The sequence below is a fragment of the Microcosmobacter mediterraneus genome, assembly GCF_031846265.1.
Taxonomy (GTDB): domain Bacteria; phylum Bacteroidota; class Bacteroidia; order Flavobacteriales; family Flavobacteriaceae; genus Microcosmobacter; species Microcosmobacter mediterraneus.
In genome coordinates, this window is the sequence record NZ_JAVRIA010000003.1 from 39,753 (window position 1) to 56,598 (window position 16,846).

The window sequence follows — 16,846 nt, forward strand, 5'->3', positions numbered from 1 at the left end:
AGTTATTATTATTTTTTTAAAAAAACTTTAAGATAATTTTCGGAACTTTGTCATTCAATTTATTTCACATGCCTAACATATCTCAAAAAGGTCGTTTAATGCCTTCATCACCAATTAGAAAGTTGGTGCCTTATGCAGAGGAAGCTTATAAAGCTGGTAAAACAGTTTACCATTTAAACATTGGCCAGCCAGATATAAAAACACCTCAAATAGCTTTAGATGCTGTTAAAACACATTCGCTAGATATTATTGCTTATACAAGATCTGAAGGGTCTGAGGCTTACAGAAACAAAATAGCAAACTATTACAAAACAAATGATATTAGTGTTAATAGTAATGATATTATAGTCACAACAGGTGGTAGCGAAGCGTTGTTATTTGCTTTTGGTAGTGTTATGGATATTGATGATGAAATTATTATACCTGAGCCATTTTATGCTAACTATAATGGTTTTTCAACTGCTTCTGGAGTGAATGTAGTTCCTGTAATTTCTAAAATAGAAGATAATTTTGCATTACCTCCTATAGAAGAATTCGAAAAATTAATTACGCCAAAAACCAAAGCCATCCTTATTTGTAATCCAGGAAATCCTACAGGATACCTCTATAGCAAAGAAGAAATTAGAAAACTGGCTAACATTGTTAAAAAATACAACCTCTTTTTAATAGCTGACGAAGTCTACAGAGAATTTGCTTACGATGGCCATACACATCATTCTATATTACAAGAAGATGATATTAAAGAGCATGCCATTGTTATTGATTCTGTATCTAAACGATACAGTATGTGTGGTGCTCGTATTGGTTATTTAGTTTCTAAAAATAAAGAGCTAATATCAACAGCACTTAAATTTGCTCAAGCTAGACTGAGTCCTCCTACCTTAGCTCAGATCGCAAGTGAAGCTGCCTTAGATACACCGCAAAGTTATTTTGATAACGTTATTACAGATTACGTTAGTAGGCGAGATACACTCATTAACGAATTAGAAAAAATTGAAGGTGTAACAGTAGCTAAACCCAATGGTGCTTTTTATTGTATTGCAGAATTACCTATAAAAAATGCAGATCGTTTTGCGCAATGGTTATTAGAATCTTTTGATATTGATAACGAAACCGTTATGGTTGCTCCTGCTGGTGGTTTCTACTCTACTCCTGGAATGGGTTTAAACCAAATAAGAATAGCATACGTACTTAATGAAGATAGTTTAGTAAAAGCCGTAAATATCCTTAAACAAGCCCTTAAAGTTTATAACGATTGAGTAACCTAAAACATAATGTATCTCTAAAACCTTTCAATACCTTTGGGTTAGATGTTTTGGCTAAACGCTTTATATCTATAACTTCTGAATCTGAATTAATTGATGCTTTAAAAAACGAAACTGATGCTCCTATTTTTATTTTAGGTGGAGGTAGTAATGTGTTGTTAACACAAGATATAGACAGTACTGTATTCCATATTAACATAAAAGGAAAATCAATAATTGAAGAGACAGAAAACACAGTTATTGTTTCAATTAATGCAGGAGAAAACTGGCACCAGTTTGTACAATGGTGTTTAGACCATAATTTTGGAGGTATAGAAAACCTCTCCTTAATTCCCGGAAATGTTGGTACAGCACCAATGCAAAATATTGGCGCTTATGGCGTGGAGTTAAAAAACACTTTTGTATCCTGCGAAGCTATTCATATTAAAACTCAAGAAAAACGTCGTTTTACTAAAGACGATTGTAATTTTGGCTACAGAGAATCTGTATTTAAAAAAGCACTAAAAGGTCAGTACATTATTACAAGTGTAAATTTCTGTCTAACAAAACATAAACATGTTTTATATACAGATTATGGTGCTATTCAATCTCAGCTAGAGCTAAATGGAATTAATAAACCAACCATTCAAGATATATCAAAGGCAGTGATCACTATTAGACAACAAAAATTACCAGATCCAAAAATTATTGGTAATAGTGGTAGTTTCTTTAAAAATCCTGTTGTAAGTAATGATTTATTTCAGGAATTAAAAGATAATTTTCCTGAAATACCTAGCTACACTATTAATGAAGACTCAGTTAAAATTCCTGCTGGTTGGCTTATTGAAAAAGCAGGTTTTAAAGGTAAGCGCTTTGGCAACTATGGTGTGCATAAAAATCAGGCACTAGTATTAGTAAACTATGATGACGCAGAAGGAAGTGATATATTGCAACTTGCAAAACTTATACAGAAGACTATTCTTCGTATATTTAAAATTAATATTGAGACTGAAGTCAATATTATATAATAAAAAAGTCATAACCTAAGTTATGACTTTTAAACCATAGAATATTTTTAAAGATAAAGCTATTAATCAATCATTTTAAAAAGAAAAATGGATATTCTAAGGTTATGTTTTGGTAATTTGAGTATCTAATTTTACTGTTTATAACAGTATATACGATTCAAAATAGAATTTGGATTACAAGTTTTAAAAAATAATTAAAAATTTAAATGAGTTTAAAACACTCCATAGAACAACAAATCATTACGCTGTTAGCAAACGAAGATGAACGTGCTTTAAACTTGCTCTATAAGAACTACTCAAACAGCCTTTATGGTGTTATTTTAAAAGTGACTAATAATGAAGAGATCGCTGAAGATGCCTTACAAGAAACTTTTATTAAAGTTTGGAAGAATGCAAAAAAATATGATGCCAAAAAAGCTAAACTCTTTACTTGGCTTTACAGAATTGCCCGAAATACAGCGATAGACAAATTACGAAGTTTTAATAATAGATTTCAAAAAGAAGTCCAAATCGATAAATCTAACGTATATATTTTACCGACAATGAATTTGAATCAAGATGTTATTGATTTAAAAGAGCATGTCGCAAGACTCGAAGAGAAGTATCAAATTGTATTAAAAGCCTTATTTTTTGAAGGCATGACACAACAAGAAGCAAGTGACGAATTAGAGATTCCGCTTGGCACTATCAAATCGAGATTAAAAATAGGGTTACGAGAACTCAAAAAAGTTTATTGCCCTTAAAAGTTAAACTATGGAACAAAAACTACAATCTTTTTTTAAGTCTGGCCTATTAGACTCATATATAATAGGCACAACATCTGTTGCAGAATCTTTGGAGGTTGAACACTATATAGATAATTATCCAGAGGTAAAAAGCGAGTACGAGCGTCTGCAAGATAATTTAGAAATTCTTGCCAAAGCAGATGCTCTAGAAGCACCTAAAGGAATTTTAGATAACGTATTTAAAGCTATTGAAACACCATTAGAAAAAAACGTAGTGGCTTTAAATCCTAAAAAGCAAACCCCTTGGTATAGTATTGCTGCAAGTGCTGCAGCCATATTGTTTGCAGTAACAAGCATATATTTCTATAATCAGAATCAGATTCTTCAGAATGAAAGTCTTATTGTAGATGCAGAAATCGATGATCTTAGAAGTGATATTGAAAACAACAACTCTAAATTAGATGATTTAAGTAGAATGCTTTTAAAGCTCAATAATCCTGACTCAAGAAAGTATTTGTTAAGCGGTAATGAGCGTGCTAAAGATCTTAAAACTGTGGCTTACATTAATCCTGTTGAAAAAACATCAATGATAGATGTTGTGGAGTTACCTCAGCTTCCACCAGAAAAATGCTACCAAATATGGGCAGAAGTAAATAACAGAATGATTAACCTTGGTATTTTAGACGAAAAAGATCGCAAGTTACAATCTATACCTTATGTAGAAGATGCCTTAGCATTGAGTATATCTATCGAGCCTAAAGGCGGCTCGGAAACCTTTGCGGATGAAGAGAATGCAGTGGCAGAAATCTCGTTGAAGGATAATTAATTGAGTTTATAATAATCAATTAAAAAAAACCCATCAAATTTGATGGGTTTTTTTTTATCATAATTCAAAGATTTTAGTCTTTGTCAAACATCGCCTTATGAATTAGTCCTGCCACGATAGCACCTGCTATAGGAGCAACCCAAAATAACCATAATTGAGACATGTACTCGCTATTTACTGCAAATAAAGCCTGACTCGTTGAACGTGCAGGATTCACAGAGGTATTCGTAATAGGAATACTAATAAGGTGAATTAATGTTAAACCTAAACCAATAGCAATTGGTGCAAAGCCTTTAGGAGCTCTTGCATTAGTACTCCCTAAAATAATCAATAAGAAAAACATCGTTAAAATAAACTCTGCAATTAATGCAGAGGTCATGGAGAAACCATCTGGTGATAAATCGTTATAACCATTAGCTGCAAATCCGCCAACATCTACGAAATCAGATTTACCAGAGATAATAAGGTAAAGTAATCCTGCAGCTGCTACTGCACCAACCAGTTGAGCTATAATATAGCCAACTAAGTCTTTACCTTCAAACTTTCCTCCAGCCCATAATCCTAGAGATACAGCAGGATTAAAGTGTCCTCCAGAAATATGACCTACAGCATAAGCCATAGTTAAAACGGTAAGACCAAAAGCTAAAGATACGCCTACAAATCCAATGCCTAAATCGGGATAACCAGCAGCAAAAATTGCGCTACCACAGCCTCCAAATACTAGCCAAAATGTTCCAAAAAATTCTGCAAATAGTTTTTTCATAATACAAATGTGTTAGTTGTTAGTTAATTAAATATAGTAATAATCAAACATTTAGACACTAAGATAGACCTAGAAGTCACATTTAAAGATTTTAAACTACTAAAAGCAAAACAAAATAGCTTTCTTAATCCTTTACAAAAAGTTATCTTTGTAAAAATTAATTACAATGAAATTACTTCTCATCACACTAGCACTTTTAGCCTTAGCAATTGCAGGAATTGCTATTAAATTATGGGCAAAAAAAGATGGTGAATTTGCTGGTACTTGTGCTAGTCAAAACCCAATGCTAAACCAAGATGGTGAAGCTTGTGGATTTTGTGGTAAAACACCTGATCAGTTTAAAGATTGTAGCGAACCTCAGCACTCTTAATTTTAATGGTGCTAGACATTGTTTTTTACAGCTTCACCACAATAATTGCTATTCAATTAATCTATTACCTTGGCGTTTTTATGCCTTTTGTTGCAGCGAAGCCTAAGCCTGAAGCACCAAAAAATATTCCTGTTTCCATAATTATTTGTTGTAAAAACGAAGCAGATAATCTTAAACAAAATCTCCCTTATATCATTGAACAAGATTATCGTGATTTTGAAATTATTTTAATTGATGACTACTCTAAAGACGATACTTTAGAAATTATGAAATCATTTAAAGACAAACATCAAAACATTAAAGTTGTAGAAGTTAAACCTATTGACGCTTTTTGGGGAAATAAAAAATATGCCCTTACACTTGGAATAAAAGCTGCGACTCATAATTTTTTATTGTTTACAGATGCAGATTGCACGCCAAACTCTAAACAATGGATTTCTAAAATGACACGATATTTTTCTAACGAAAAATCTATGGTTTTAGGTTACGGAGCCTATAAAAAAAGGAAGTACTCTTTGTTAAATAAACTAATACGCTACGAAACACTACTCGCTGCAATTCAATATTTTTCTTTCGCAAAAATTGGAATGCCATATATGGGAGTTGGTAGAAATCTAGCATACCGAAAGGAACTTTTTTTTAATGCTTCAGGTTTTATGAATCATATGAATATTAGATCTGGAGATGATGATTTATTCGTTAATCAGGTAGCAACTAAAACTAATGTAGCGCTATCTTATGAAACAGATAGTTTTACTTTAACTGAGGGCAAAACCTCTCTAATTAGTTGGTTTAATCAAAAAAGAAGACATGTAAGTACTGCAAAACATTACAAAACATTACATAAATTCTCCCTATCACTCTTCTATATTACACAATTATTATTATGGGTGAGTTTAATCATACTGCTTAGTGCTCAATTTCAACTTATTATAGTATTATGTCTTTTTGGTCTAAGAATATTATCTCAAAGTATTGTAATTCACAAGGGTTCTAAACGCTTTAACGAGCGCGATTTACTCCTATTATTTCCTTTTTTAGAACTATTTTTAGTTTTATTTCAAATGGCTATCTTTATCACCAATCAGATATCAAAACCTGTTCATTGGAAATAAAAGACGCTATAGCAAAAGCAAAACAAAACAATCAAATTGCATTTAATTTTTTACTAGATACATTTTGGAATGATGTTTATGCATTCCAACTAAAACGTATAGAAAATGAAAATGATGCAGAAGATATTACCATACAAACCTTCTCTAAAGCTTTTGATAAAATTAGCACCTTTGATGAGTGCTATAAGTTTAAAACTTGGCTTATCACTATCTCTAAAAATATTCATATAGATTTAGTTAGAAAGGAAAAAAACAAACCTAAACGTCTATCTAAAGATGATGATACTAATGCCTTACAAGTTTTAGATGAGTCTCCTTCTCCTGAAGATAAACTCATAACAGAACAGAACTTAGCTAAGTTACTTAGAGATATAAAGAAACTTAAGCCACATTATCAAGAGGTTATTAATCTTAGGTATTTTCAAGAATTAAGTTATAAGGAAATTTCAGAACAGCTTAATGAACCAATGAATAATATTAAGGTTAAATTACTACGAGCCAAAAAATTATTATCAGAAATTATTCAAAAAAACAATGAGATCTAATCTCAAAAAACTAGGTCCTGGACTCTTATTTGCTGGTGCTGCAATAGGAGTGTCTCATTTGGTACAATCTACACGAGCAGGAGCTGACTTTGGCCTAGGTTTAATTTGGGCTTTACTATTAGTTAACCTATTTAAATATCCATTTTTTCAGTATGGTCCTCGTTATGCCTCAGCAACAGGAGAGAGTTTGCTAGATGGTTATAAGAAATTAGGAAAAAGTGTCTTATGGACCTATTTGATATTAACGTTTGCAACGATGTTTACCATTCAAACAGCTGTAACAATTGTAACAGCTGGGTTAGCATATTCGTTATTTGGGAGTTTTATAACTATAGAAGTTTGGACCATAGTTATCCTTGCCATTTGTCTTGGAATTCTTCTCATTGGTAAATATAAATTATTAGATAAACTCATAAAAATTATAATAATTACACTTACTATCAGCACCATTGCAGCTCTAATATTCTCTTCATTTAATACAACAAGTGGTTTACAATTAGCGCAAGTTTTACCTAAAAATTCTATTGAGATTGGATTCCTTATTGCATTTATGGGTTGGATGCCTGCACCTTTAGATATTTCTATATGGCATTCGTTATGGACTGTTGAAAAACAAAAAGATGATGCAGATTTCACACTTAAAACTGCGCTTTTCGATTTTAACATTGGGTATTTAGGTACTATAATCTTGGGCATATGTTTTGTATGTCTAGGCACTTTAATTATGTATAATTCTGGTGCTTCATTTAGCAATAATGCAGGTGAATTTGCTGATCAATTAATCACTATGTATACAGATAGCCTAGGTAATTGGTCATACATTATTATTGGTGTTGCTGCTTTTACAACCATGTTTAGTACAACCTTAACGACTTTAGACGCTTCACCAAGAGCGATGCATAAATCAATATCTCTATTATATAACACAGAATATAAAAAAGGCTATCTGTTTTGGATATTGTTTCTTGCATGTGGTACTATTTGTATTTTTCTATTTTTTGCCTCAGAAATGGGTTTACTAATAAAAGTTGCTACTATTCTATCCTTCATAACTGCTCCTTTTTATGGTATTATTAATTACATACTCATATCAGGAAAACATACACCCAAACAATGGCAACCATCTGTTTTAATGCATGTTTTGAGTATTCTTGGAATACTCTTCCTTGTTGGATTTAGTATTTGGTACCTCTCAATAATACTATAGTGTTATGCTATGTTTTTGGATGTATTATATGGCTTTTACTTCTTATCTTTGTAATCTGATTAAAAACTATGGAACAGAAGATTGCTTCAAATATTCTACCAAAGCGAAAGCCAAAACCTAAATGGCTAAGAGTTAAGCTACCAACTGGTAAAAAGTATACAGAATTAAGAGGATTAGTTGACAAGTATAATCTAAATACAATCTGCACCTCTGGAAGTTGTCCAAATATGGGTGAATGCTGGGGAGAAGGTACAGCCACATTTATGATTTTAGGTAATGTGTGTACTCGTTCTTGTGGTTTTTGTGGTGTTAAAACAGGACGACCAGAATCTGTAGATTGGGACGAACCTGAAAAAGTAGCGCGCTCTATTAAAATAATGAATATTAAGCATGCTGTACTTACCAGTGTTGATAGAGACGATCTAAAAGATATGGGAAGCATCATGTGGTCTGAAACTGTAAAGGCTGTAAGACGGATGAATCCTAACACTACATTAGAGACTCTTATACCAGATTTTCAAGGTATTGAACGCCATATCGATAGAATTATTGATGTTGCACCAGAAGTTGTGTCTCATAATATAGAAACAGTAAGACGTTTAACTAGAGAAGTGCGTATACAAGCTAAGTATGATAGAAGTATGGGAGTTTTAAAATACTTAAAATCTCAAGGGCAACGACGAACAAAATCTGGTATAATGCTTGGTTTAGGAGAAACTCGAGAAGAGGTTATTGCTACACTTCATGATTTAAGGGATAATGATGTTGATGTCGTTACTATTGGTCAGTATTTACAACCAAGTAAAAAACATCTACCTGTTAAACAGTTTATCAATCCTGAGCAATTTGATGAATACAAAGCCATCGGTTTGGATTTAGGATTTAGGCATGTTGAAAGTAGCGCTTTAGTAAGGTCATCTTACAAAGCACAGAAACATATCAATTAATGATAAGGGTTGGCATCAATGGTTTTGGTCGTATTGGAAGACGATTATTTAGACTAATACATGGTCGATCAGGTATGGAAGTTGTTGCCATAAACGATCTGTCTGACTCCAAAACACTTAGCCACCTCTTCAAATACGATAGTATTCATGGCATTTTAAATTTAGATGTAAGTTTTACATCTAATTCTATTTCTGTTGATAACAAGTCTGTAGCTTTCACTAATCATGACAATCCTAAAGCAATAAATTGGTCTATTCATAATGTAGATATTGTCATTGAAGCTACAGGAAAATTCAAAACTAAACCAGACTTAATGCATCATATAAACAATGGTGCTCAACAGGTAATACTCTCAGTACCTCCAATTAACGATGATATTAAAACTGTAGTTTTAGGTGTTAATGATCATATAATAAATGGTGATGAACGTATTATATCAAATGCCTCTTGTACTACGAATAATGCAGCACCAATGATGGCTATCATTGATGATTTATGTGGTATAGAACAAGCTTATATTACCACAATTCATTCGTATACAACAGATCAAAGTCTTCACGATCAGCCACATAGAGATTTAAGACGAGCTAGAGCTGCAGGACAATCTATAGTGCCAACTACAACAGGAGCAGCAAAAGCATTAACTAAAATTTTCCCACATCTTTCTGATGTAATAGGTGGTTGTGGTATAAGAGTTCCCGTAATTAACGGATCTCTTACTGATATCACTTTTAATGTTAATAAAACGACTACTGTTAACACTATAAATAATACGTTTAAAAAAGCCGCCAATACTCACTTAAAAGGTATATTAGAGTATACCGAAGACCCTATTGTTTCTGTCGATATTTTAGGAAATACGAACTCTTGTGTATTTGATGCCTTAATGACCTCAGTTATAGGCAATATGGTTAAAATAGTAGGCTGGTACGATAATGAAACAGCTTATTCCTCAAGAATTTTAGAACTAATTTGCAATTTATCGGATAAAAAAGCACTTTTGTCGAATAAATAATTATATTTGTTTCATATAAAGTGTTCTAAAATGTCCCAAATCAAATATTTAATATTTGCTTTTTTAGTGTCTTTTGTGTTCTCAATACATGCACAAGAGCCAGCACAGGATGCAGATGTGTTAAAGTTACGCACAAGTAATTTCATCGATCAAGCTGGTTTTGAAAGTCAACGAGGCGATTATTTTAAAGCCGAAGAGAACTTAGAAAAAGCACTAGATATTGCAATTAAATTAGACGATAAAAAAAGTGTTGGAATTATACATACTAAAATTGCAAGACTTCAATATCATATCCTAGAGCCAGAAAAAGCCCTTGTTTCTTTAACAAGAGCTGCAGAAATACAACGCGAAATTAATGATTATGCAAATTTAGCGCTTACCTACAACATTAGAGGAGTATTGCATAGCAGTAAAAAAGAATACCAAACAGCATTAGATTATTTTAAAGCATCTAAGGCAAAGTTTGAAGAAGAAGACTTAGAACAATACATTCCTGAGGTTTTGCTTAACGAAGCCAAAGTATTCACAGAATTAAAAAATTACAAATCTGCAAAAGAGGGTTTAGAAAAGACAATTTTACTCTCAAAAAAACACAATTTATCAAACATTCTAAGTAGTGCGTTAATACTAAGCGGAAAAGTTTATAACAACTTAGATAATTCAGATTTGGCATTAACTATGACCAAAGAAGGTTTAGAAATTGCACAATCTCAAAATTTTTTAGACAACACTAACAGTGCATATTTAACACTTAGTAATATTTATGAAAGTAAGAAGGATTATAAGCTTACAAGTGATTATTTAAGAAAACACGTTAAACTTACTGATAGTATCCTTAACATAATACCTGAGAATTTAGAAACTCAAAACTCTAAATTTATTACACAATACAACAAAGCTGAAAATCAAGAATTAAAAGCACAGATAAATGATGTAGAAAAAGGTAGTAACTTAACGAGAATTACAACTATACTAAGTATCGCCTTAATTACAATTCTATCATTATTAACTTTATCATTATACAAGAATAATAATATAAGGTTACGCACCAACAATATGCTTCATAAAAAGAATGACGAGCTAATTGTGGCCAAAGAAAAAGCAGAATTAGCGTCAAAAACTAAAGCTAACTTTTTATCAACAGTAACACACGAGTTAAGAACACCACTTTACGCTGTAACCGGATTAACCTCTATGTTAATGGATGAGAATCCAAAACCAGATCAAATACCTCACTTAAAATCATTAAAATTTTCAGGAGATTATTTACTCACTTTTATTAATGATATTCTTCAAATTAATAAAATTGAAGCCAATAAAGTAGAATTAGATCCAGAAGTATTTAATCTAAAAAATAAAGTTGACAATGTTATTTCTGCGCTTAATAATTCAGCATTAGATAACAACATAACCATGCATTTTGAATACCAAAACGATATTCCTGAGAACTACATGGCTGATCAACTTAAAATCTCACAAATTCTAATTAACCTTATTGGTAATGCCATTAAGTTTACAAAAGATGGTGATATTTGGGTACGTGTAAATAAGATTGCTGAAAAAAATGACCAACACACTATACGCTTCGAGGTCGAAGACAATGGTATTGGTATTACAAAAGAAAAGCAAGACCAAATGTTTGAGAGCTTCTCTCAAGGCTCTGTTCAGATTAATAGAAAATATGGAGGAACAGGACTTGGTCTATCAATTGTTAAAGGTTTAATTAAAATCTTAAAAGGTAAGATATACCTTAAAAGTGAACTTGGTAAAGGTTCTACCTTCTTCTTTGAAATACCTATGGTAAAGGCAGAAGCTGTAAAGGCCAAACCTATAGAAAAAACTCATGGTGATAATATTAAAGCATTAGATCTAAGTGAGATTAAGATTTTAGTTGTTGAGGACAACAAAATCAACCAAATGATTACTAAAAAGATTCTTAACAAAATGGATTTGTATTGTGATGTGGTTGATAATGGTGAGTCAGCAGTAGAAAATGTTAAAGAAACCAACTATGATGTTGTTTTAATGGATATACATATGCCTGGAATTAGTGGTTTAGAGGCTACAAAAATTATTAGAACTTTTGATAAAGAGTTAACCATTTTTGCATTAACTGCAGTTACACTTGAAGATAAAATGCACGAGTTTGACGAAGCTGGTTTTGATGATATCATCTCCAAACCCTTTAAGCAAGAAGACTTTGAGAAAAAGTTATACTACGCGCTTACAGGTTTACCAACAAAATCAGAAATTTCTGCTTAATAAAATTTAGTTACAAAGTTATAAACGTCGTTTTCAAAAAAGCTACCTTCATCAACAAATACCATCTCAATTGGTGTGTAGTATAATTTAGTCAAGTCATTCAACTTATCTTTTAAACGCATATAATCTTTCTCAGTTGTTAGAATAAGTGATTTGGTTTCTAATTCTGAGATGTCTTTAGATGTAAAATTATGATGGTCTTTAAAGTTCAGATGCTCAAAATTAAACTGTTTTTCTTCTAAAAATGTAACAAGAGGATTAGCGTCAGCGATTCCTGTAACTAAAGTAAAATTATTAGATTTTAAATCTTCTAAATATTTTGTAGAATTATTAGATATAATAGTTTCGGAATATTTTATATACGAAAAATAAACACTTTGATTTGTTTTAGATTTTAATAAACTTCTAATCTTAGATTGTTCCGCTTTAGAAATATCCTTTGGGCATTTAGTAACAATAATAACTTGAGCTCTATCAGCTCCAGAAACAGGCTCTCTCAAATTCCCTGTTGGTAAACACATATCGTTTACATACAAATTATCATAAGCAGTAAGCAAAATATTAAAACCAGCTTTCACAGCTCTATGCTGAAACGCATCGTCTAATAATACAATTTGTAAATCTTCTAATTGAGACTTCAACTTCTTAATACCCTCTTGTCTTTGTTCATCTACAGCAACAAGGATGTCATTTTTAAATTTTGAATACAACTGAAACGGTTCATCTCCAATAGTATCAGCAGAACTATTCTCATCAGCAAGTAAATAACCATTGGTATTTCTGCCATAACCTCTACTCAACGTTGCCAGACTGTAATTATCCTTTAAAAGTCTAATAAGATATTCTGTTGTTGGTGTCTTACCAGTTCCTCCAGTACTAAGATTACCAACACAAATTACCGGAAAATTATAAGTCCTTGCATCAAATACGCCAAAATCATAAAGCATATTACGAATACCAGTTACAAGCCAATACAATGGAACTATAGGTAATAATAGAAGTCTAATTATCTTCATATAGCGAAAGTAATTATTTTATATTTGTTAGGAATTCAATTATTCAGAATATGATTATTCAAGATGTTATTACCATACTCGAAGATTTAGCTCCTAGTCACTACGCCGAAGACTTTGATAATGTTGGACTTTTAGTTGGTGATAAAAATATTACAGTTGAAGGTATACTAGTAACCTTAGATACATTAGAAGCTGTTGTTGATGAAGCCATAGAAAAAAAATGCAACCTCATTGTTAGTTTCCATCCTATTATTTTTAAAGGACTAAAAAAACTCACCGGAAAAACCTATGTAGAGCGTGTCGTTGTAAAAGCTATACAGCACAATATTGCCATTTTTGCCATACACACAGCTCTAGATAATGCACTTTTAGGTGTTAATGATATTATCTGTAATACCTTAGGCCTAGTCAATAAACAAATATTAATACCACAAAAAGGGACGATAAAAAAATTAACCACTTATGTTCCTAATAGTTCAGCAGAATTGCTTAGATCTAAGTTATTTGAATCAGGAGCAGGAGCTTTAGGTAATTACGAATTGTGTAGTTTTAATACTCTAGGCATAGGTACATATAAAGGCAATGAAAACTCTAATCCTGTTATTGGTAAAAAAGGTCAGCTTCAATCTGAAGAAGAAACAATGATTTCTGTAACCTTTATGAAACATAGAGAGTCTCAGGTTATTAAATCATTATTTGAAGCACACCCTTACGAAGAAGTTGCTTATGAAATTACAACCTTAGATAATATCAATCAAAATATTGGTATGGGAATGATTGGTGAACTACCTAATGAAGTTGAAAGCCTTTCAGTACTAAAACTTATTAAAGATAAAATGAAAGCTGGCTCGCTAAGATATTCAGCTATACATAAAAACACAATAAAAAAGATTGCCGTTTTAGGAGGTTCTGGAGCATTTGCAATTAGTGCAGCGAAAGCTGCAAATGCCGATTTATTTGTTACTGCAGACCTTAAATACCATGACTTTTTCACGGCAGAAGATTCTATCATTTTGGCAGATATTGGACATTACGAAAGTGAACAGTACACAAAATCGTTTTTAGTGGACTATCTCTCAAAAAAAATTACTAATTTTGCACCTGCCTTAGCCGCAAGCAAGGTAGTATTATCAACAACAAATACCAATCCGGTAAAGTATTTATAATTATGGCGAAAAAAGAAGTATCTGTAGAAGATCGTTTAAGAGCATTGTACGATCTACAACTTATAGATTCTCGTGTAGATGAAATTAGAAATGTAAGAGGAGAACTTCCATTAGAAGTAAGAGATTTGGAAGATGAAGTCGAAGGGCTTAACACAAGATTAGAAAAGCTTAATGCAAATTTAGATATCATAGATGATGATATAAAATCAAAAAAAAATCTAATTGAAGAAGCCAAAGCTTTAATAAAAAAGTACAGTGAGCAGCAAAAAAATGTTAGAAATAACAGAGAATACAATTCACTGACTAAAGAAATAGAATACCAAGAGCTTGAAATTCAGTTAGCTGATAAGCACATAAAAGAATTTAAAGTTCAGATAGAACAAAAGAAAGAAGTTATTTCTGAAACAAAAGATAAATTAAAGGATCGTCAAGCACACCTCAAGCACAAAAAAGGAGAGTTAGACGAAATCTTAGCCGAAACGCAAAAAGAAGAAGAAGCTTTAATTGGCAAGTCTGAAGAATTTCAGAAGAAAATAGACGAGCGTCTTGTAAAAGCTTATACCAGAATCCGTAATAATGTAAAAAACGGATTAGCTGTTGTACCCATTGAAAGAGGTGCATCAGGTGGATCGTTCTTTACTATTCCGCCTCAAGTACAAGTAGAAATTGCGTCTCGTAAAAAAGTAATTACTGACGAACATAGTGGTCGTATTCTTGTTGATGCTCAATTAGCAGAAGAAGAAAAAGTAAAAATGGAAAAATTATTTGCTAAACTATAACAACTAGCTTTAATTAAAATTGGAATCGCCTCTGCTGAAATACGTAGAGGCTTTTTTTTGGTATTAACTTATCATCTTAATATTGTGAATAATTTAACATTAAGGTTTTATAACTTTATTCGTCTATTGAGAAAGAAAAACAACATTATGAAAAATTTAGTAGTAGCCTTAGTATTTTGTTTTGCCTTTAGCTGTCAAAACTCCGCACAAGTTACCAACCCAAAACAGCAAGCCGTTATCGATGCCGAACCTATAGAAATTCCTCTAGAAAACGGAAAAGCCAAAGCTTATTTTGCAAGTGGTTGTTTTTGGTGTGTAGAAGCTATTTATGAAAGTGTAAAGGGCGTTAACGAAGTTATATCTGGCTACTCTGGTGGTTTTACAAAAAACCCAACTTACGAGCTCAGTAATACAGGACGTACTGGACATGCTGAAGCTGTCGAAGTGATTTATGACCCAAATGTAGTGAGCTTTACAACTTTAGTTGATGTGTATTTTGCCTCACAAAACCCAACTCAAGTAAATGGTCAAGGACCAGATAGAGGCTCGCAATATCGTTCTATAATTTTCTTTCAAAATGCTGAGCAAAAAGAAATAATTCTAAAGAAGAAAGCTGCTCTTGCTAAAAAGCTGAACGCTACAATAGCTGCGGAAGTGTATCCATTTCAGAAATTTTGGATTGGTGAGGATTACCATCAAAATTATGAGCGCTTGCATCCAAATCAAGGTTATATCAGAAATGTATCTATACCAAGGTTAAGACGATTCCAGGCAAAAATGCCTGAGGTTTTAAAAAGTAGTCATTAATTAATCTTTATAATGTCATTTAGAACGCAGCAAAGCGTAGTGGAGAATCTTTAACTGCTAACACACTACCAAGAGATTATTCAGTCTTAAACTCCTTCTGAATGATAATTCAAAAATCATTATACTTAAAAGAAAAGTTAAGCCAAGCACAGACCTTTGAGTTTTAGAAACCTTAAAGGTCTACTATTGTTTTATTGCCTTTAACTCAAAAATCAAAGGGTATAATTTATCATCCCTAACATACATACCAGAATCTGTTTTTGTAAGTTCTGGCAATACATTATAAGGACTTTCATCGTGTTCATTTAAATACTCTATGGTTAAACCTGCTTCAATAAGAGCATTAATAATTTCGCTAAATCCATGATTCCAACCATACTCTTTACTTACCATTTTTGACGATTCATTAGCATAAGTACCTTCATATTCTTCATATATGGCTTCATCTTGCATATAACCATATTTTAATTTAGGAGGTTGTACTAAATAATCAAACATCCAAACTATAGGATGAAACTCAACCATGTAAAATACACCTCCAGGTTTTAAACGTTCAGCAATCATTTCAGCCCAGGGCTTTAAATCTGGCAACCAGCCAATAACACCATAACTTGTAAAAACAATATCAAAAGTATCTGTTATATGCTTTGATGTCTCAAGTACATTACAACAAACAAACTCTGCATTAAGGTCTAACTCTTGGCTTAATTGTTTTGCCAAAGTAACGCCTTCATTACTTATATCTACACCGACAGATTGAGCACCTAACCTACTCCAGCTTAGAGTATCCTGACCAAAATGACATTGTAAATGCAATAAAGATTTACCTTTTACATTACCTAAAGCCTCTAATTCATAAGACATTAAAGACGATTTTCCGGCTTTAAAAGCTTCTAAATTATACATATCACTTTTGGCATGTTCTCGGACTTTTTGATTCCATGTAGCTTTATTAACTTCAAAAAAATGACTTTTATCTTCCATTTTATTAATAAGTTTTCGTCTCTTCCCTTTTATTAATGTAGAATGA

Annotated in this window: 17 protein-coding genes; 14 read left to right on the forward strand and 3 right to left on the reverse strand. The window is 32.1% G+C overall.

Going from position 1 to position 16,846, the window contains the following annotated elements:
- Positions 1–68 precede the first annotated feature (68 nt).
- From RM697_RS06600 to RM697_RS06615, 4 genes are all read left to right on the forward strand, one after another.
- Positions 69–1,259, forward strand: a complete 1,191-nt coding sequence (locus RM697_RS06600) for a pyridoxal phosphate-dependent aminotransferase (protein ID WP_311427080.1) — start codon at positions 69–71, stop codon at positions 1,257–1,259.
- Positions 1,256–2,272, forward strand: coding sequence for a UDP-N-acetylmuramate dehydrogenase (gene murB, locus RM697_RS06605; protein WP_311427081.1), 1,017 nt, complete (start codon positions 1,256–1,258; stop codon positions 2,270–2,272). The genes RM697_RS06600 and murB overlap by 4 nt, the downstream gene beginning before the upstream one ends.
- A gap of 206 nt (positions 2,273–2,478) precedes the next feature.
- Positions 2,479–3,015 carry an RNA polymerase sigma factor gene (locus tag RM697_RS06610; RefSeq protein ID WP_311427082.1) on the forward strand — a complete coding sequence of 179 codons (537 nt, stop codon included), beginning with the start codon at positions 2,479–2,481 and terminating at the stop codon, positions 3,013–3,015.
- Positions 3,016–3,025: 10 nt separating this feature from the next.
- Positions 3,026–3,823, forward strand: coding sequence for an anti-sigma factor domain-containing protein (locus tag RM697_RS06615; RefSeq protein WP_311427083.1), 798 nt, complete (start codon positions 3,026–3,028; stop codon positions 3,821–3,823).
- Positions 3,824–3,896: 73 nt separating this feature from the next.
- On the opposite strand, the gene aqpZ is transcribed toward RM697_RS06615, so the two are convergent.
- Positions 3,897–4,586, reverse strand: coding sequence for an aquaporin Z (gene aqpZ, locus RM697_RS06620; RefSeq protein ID WP_311427084.1), 690 nt, complete (start codon positions 4,584–4,586; stop codon positions 3,897–3,899).
- Between the two features lie 166 nt (positions 4,587–4,752).
- Here aqpZ and RM697_RS06625 point away from each other — a divergent pair, with 166 nt between their 5' ends.
- The 7 genes from RM697_RS06625 (at position 4,753) to RM697_RS06655 (ending at position 12,048) form a co-directional block, all read left to right on the forward strand.
- A complete protein-coding gene (locus tag RM697_RS06625) occupies positions 4,753–4,956 on the forward strand; it encodes a membrane or secreted protein (protein WP_311427085.1) in 204 nt (67 codons plus the stop codon).
- Between the two features lie 5 nt (positions 4,957–4,961).
- Positions 4,962–6,071, forward strand: a complete 1,110-nt coding sequence (locus RM697_RS06630; RefSeq protein WP_311427086.1) for a glycosyltransferase — start codon at positions 4,962–4,964, stop codon at positions 6,069–6,071.
- Positions 6,062–6,616 (forward strand): RNA polymerase sigma factor, encoded by a 555-nt coding sequence (locus tag RM697_RS06635; RefSeq protein ID WP_311427087.1) that lies wholly within the window; start codon positions 6,062–6,064, stop codon positions 6,614–6,616. Before RM697_RS06630 ends, RM697_RS06635 begins: the two co-directional genes overlap by 10 nt.
- Positions 6,606–7,823, forward strand: a complete 1,218-nt coding sequence (locus RM697_RS06640) for an Nramp family divalent metal transporter (protein WP_311427088.1) — start codon at positions 6,606–6,608, stop codon at positions 7,821–7,823. The genes RM697_RS06635 and RM697_RS06640 overlap by 11 nt, the downstream gene beginning before the upstream one ends.
- Before the next feature lie 68 nt (positions 7,824–7,891).
- Complete coding sequence (gene lipA, locus RM697_RS06645) at positions 7,892–8,770, forward strand: lipoyl synthase (protein WP_311427089.1); 879 nt, start codon at positions 7,892–7,894, stop codon at positions 8,768–8,770.
- A complete protein-coding gene (gap, locus tag RM697_RS06650) occupies positions 8,770–9,786 on the forward strand; it encodes a type I glyceraldehyde-3-phosphate dehydrogenase (protein ID WP_311427090.1) in 1,017 nt (338 codons plus the stop codon). The genes lipA and gap overlap by 1 nt, the downstream gene beginning before the upstream one ends.
- 30 nt (positions 9,787–9,816) lie before the next feature.
- Entirely contained in the window at positions 9,817–12,048 is a 2,232-nt protein-coding gene (locus RM697_RS06655; RefSeq protein WP_311427091.1) for an ATP-binding protein, read from the forward strand.
- Here RM697_RS06655 and lpxK read toward each other — a convergent pair.
- Positions 12,045–13,064: a tetraacyldisaccharide 4'-kinase gene (gene lpxK / locus RM697_RS06660; protein WP_311427092.1), complete on the reverse strand. Its 1,020-nt coding sequence runs from the start codon at positions 13,062–13,064 to the stop codon at positions 12,045–12,047. The genes RM697_RS06655 and lpxK overlap by 4 nt on opposite strands.
- Before the next feature lie 50 nt (positions 13,065–13,114).
- Here lpxK and RM697_RS06665 point away from each other — a divergent pair, with 50 nt between their 5' ends.
- The 3 genes from RM697_RS06665 (at position 13,115) to msrA (ending at position 15,816) form a co-directional block, all read left to right on the forward strand.
- On the forward strand, positions 13,115–14,230 hold the full coding sequence (locus tag RM697_RS06665) for a Nif3-like dinuclear metal center hexameric protein (RefSeq protein WP_311427093.1): 1,116 nt from the start codon (positions 13,115–13,117) through the stop codon (positions 14,228–14,230).
- Between the two features lie 2 nt (positions 14,231–14,232).
- Positions 14,233–15,009 carry a zinc ribbon domain-containing protein gene (locus RM697_RS06670; protein ID WP_311427094.1) on the forward strand — a complete coding sequence of 259 codons (777 nt, stop codon included), beginning with the start codon at positions 14,233–14,235 and terminating at the stop codon, positions 15,007–15,009.
- Positions 15,010–15,156: 147 nt separating this feature from the next.
- Complete coding sequence (gene msrA / locus RM697_RS06675; RefSeq protein ID WP_311427095.1) at positions 15,157–15,816, forward strand: peptide-methionine (S)-S-oxide reductase MsrA; 660 nt, start codon at positions 15,157–15,159, stop codon at positions 15,814–15,816.
- Positions 15,817–15,999: 183 nt separating this feature from the next.
- Here msrA and RM697_RS06680 read toward each other — a convergent pair whose 3' ends face one another.
- Positions 16,000–16,800: a class I SAM-dependent methyltransferase gene (locus tag RM697_RS06680; protein ID WP_311427096.1), complete on the reverse strand. Its 801-nt coding sequence runs from the start codon at positions 16,798–16,800 to the stop codon at positions 16,000–16,002.
- Positions 16,801–16,846: the final 46 nt, after the last annotated feature.

Bases quoted from the DNA above. Each gene is read 5' to 3' on its own strand.
- RM697_RS06600 (WP_311427080.1), top strand. From the start codon at position 69: ATGCCTAACATATCTCAAAAAGGTCGTTTAATGCCTTCATCACCAATT.
- RM697_RS06610 (WP_311427082.1), top strand. From the start codon at position 2,479: ATGAGTTTAAAACACTCCATAGAACAACAAATCATTACGCTGTTAGCA.
- RM697_RS06615 (WP_311427083.1), top strand. From the start codon at position 3,026: ATGGAACAAAAACTACAATCTTTTTTTAAGTCTGGCCTATTAGACTCA.
- aqpZ (WP_311427084.1), bottom strand. From the start codon at position 4,586: ATGAAAAAACTATTTGCAGAATTTTTTGGAACATTTTGGCTAGTATTT.
- RM697_RS06625 (WP_311427085.1), top strand. From the start codon at position 4,753: ATGAAATTACTTCTCATCACACTAGCACTTTTAGCCTTAGCAATTGCA.
- RM697_RS06630 (WP_311427086.1), top strand. From the start codon at position 4,962: ATGGTGCTAGACATTGTTTTTTACAGCTTCACCACAATAATTGCTATT.
- RM697_RS06640 (WP_311427088.1), top strand. From the start codon at position 6,606: ATGAGATCTAATCTCAAAAAACTAGGTCCTGGACTCTTATTTGCTGGT.
- lipA (WP_311427089.1), top strand. From the start codon at position 7,892: ATGGAACAGAAGATTGCTTCAAATATTCTACCAAAGCGAAAGCCAAAA.
- gap (WP_311427090.1), top strand. From the start codon at position 8,770: ATGATAAGGGTTGGCATCAATGGTTTTGGTCGTATTGGAAGACGATTA.
- RM697_RS06655 (WP_311427091.1), top strand. From the start codon at position 9,817: ATGTCCCAAATCAAATATTTAATATTTGCTTTTTTAGTGTCTTTTGTG.
- lpxK (WP_311427092.1), bottom strand. From the start codon at position 13,064: ATGAAGATAATTAGACTTCTATTATTACCTATAGTTCCATTGTATTGG.
- RM697_RS06665 (WP_311427093.1), top strand. From the start codon at position 13,115: ATGATTATTCAAGATGTTATTACCATACTCGAAGATTTAGCTCCTAGT.
- RM697_RS06670 (WP_311427094.1), top strand. From the start codon at position 14,233: ATGGCGAAAAAAGAAGTATCTGTAGAAGATCGTTTAAGAGCATTGTAC.
- msrA (WP_311427095.1), top strand. From the start codon at position 15,157: ATGAAAAATTTAGTAGTAGCCTTAGTATTTTGTTTTGCCTTTAGCTGT.
- RM697_RS06680 (WP_311427096.1), bottom strand. From the start codon at position 16,800: ATGGAAGATAAAAGTCATTTTTTTGAAGTTAATAAAGCTACATGGAAT.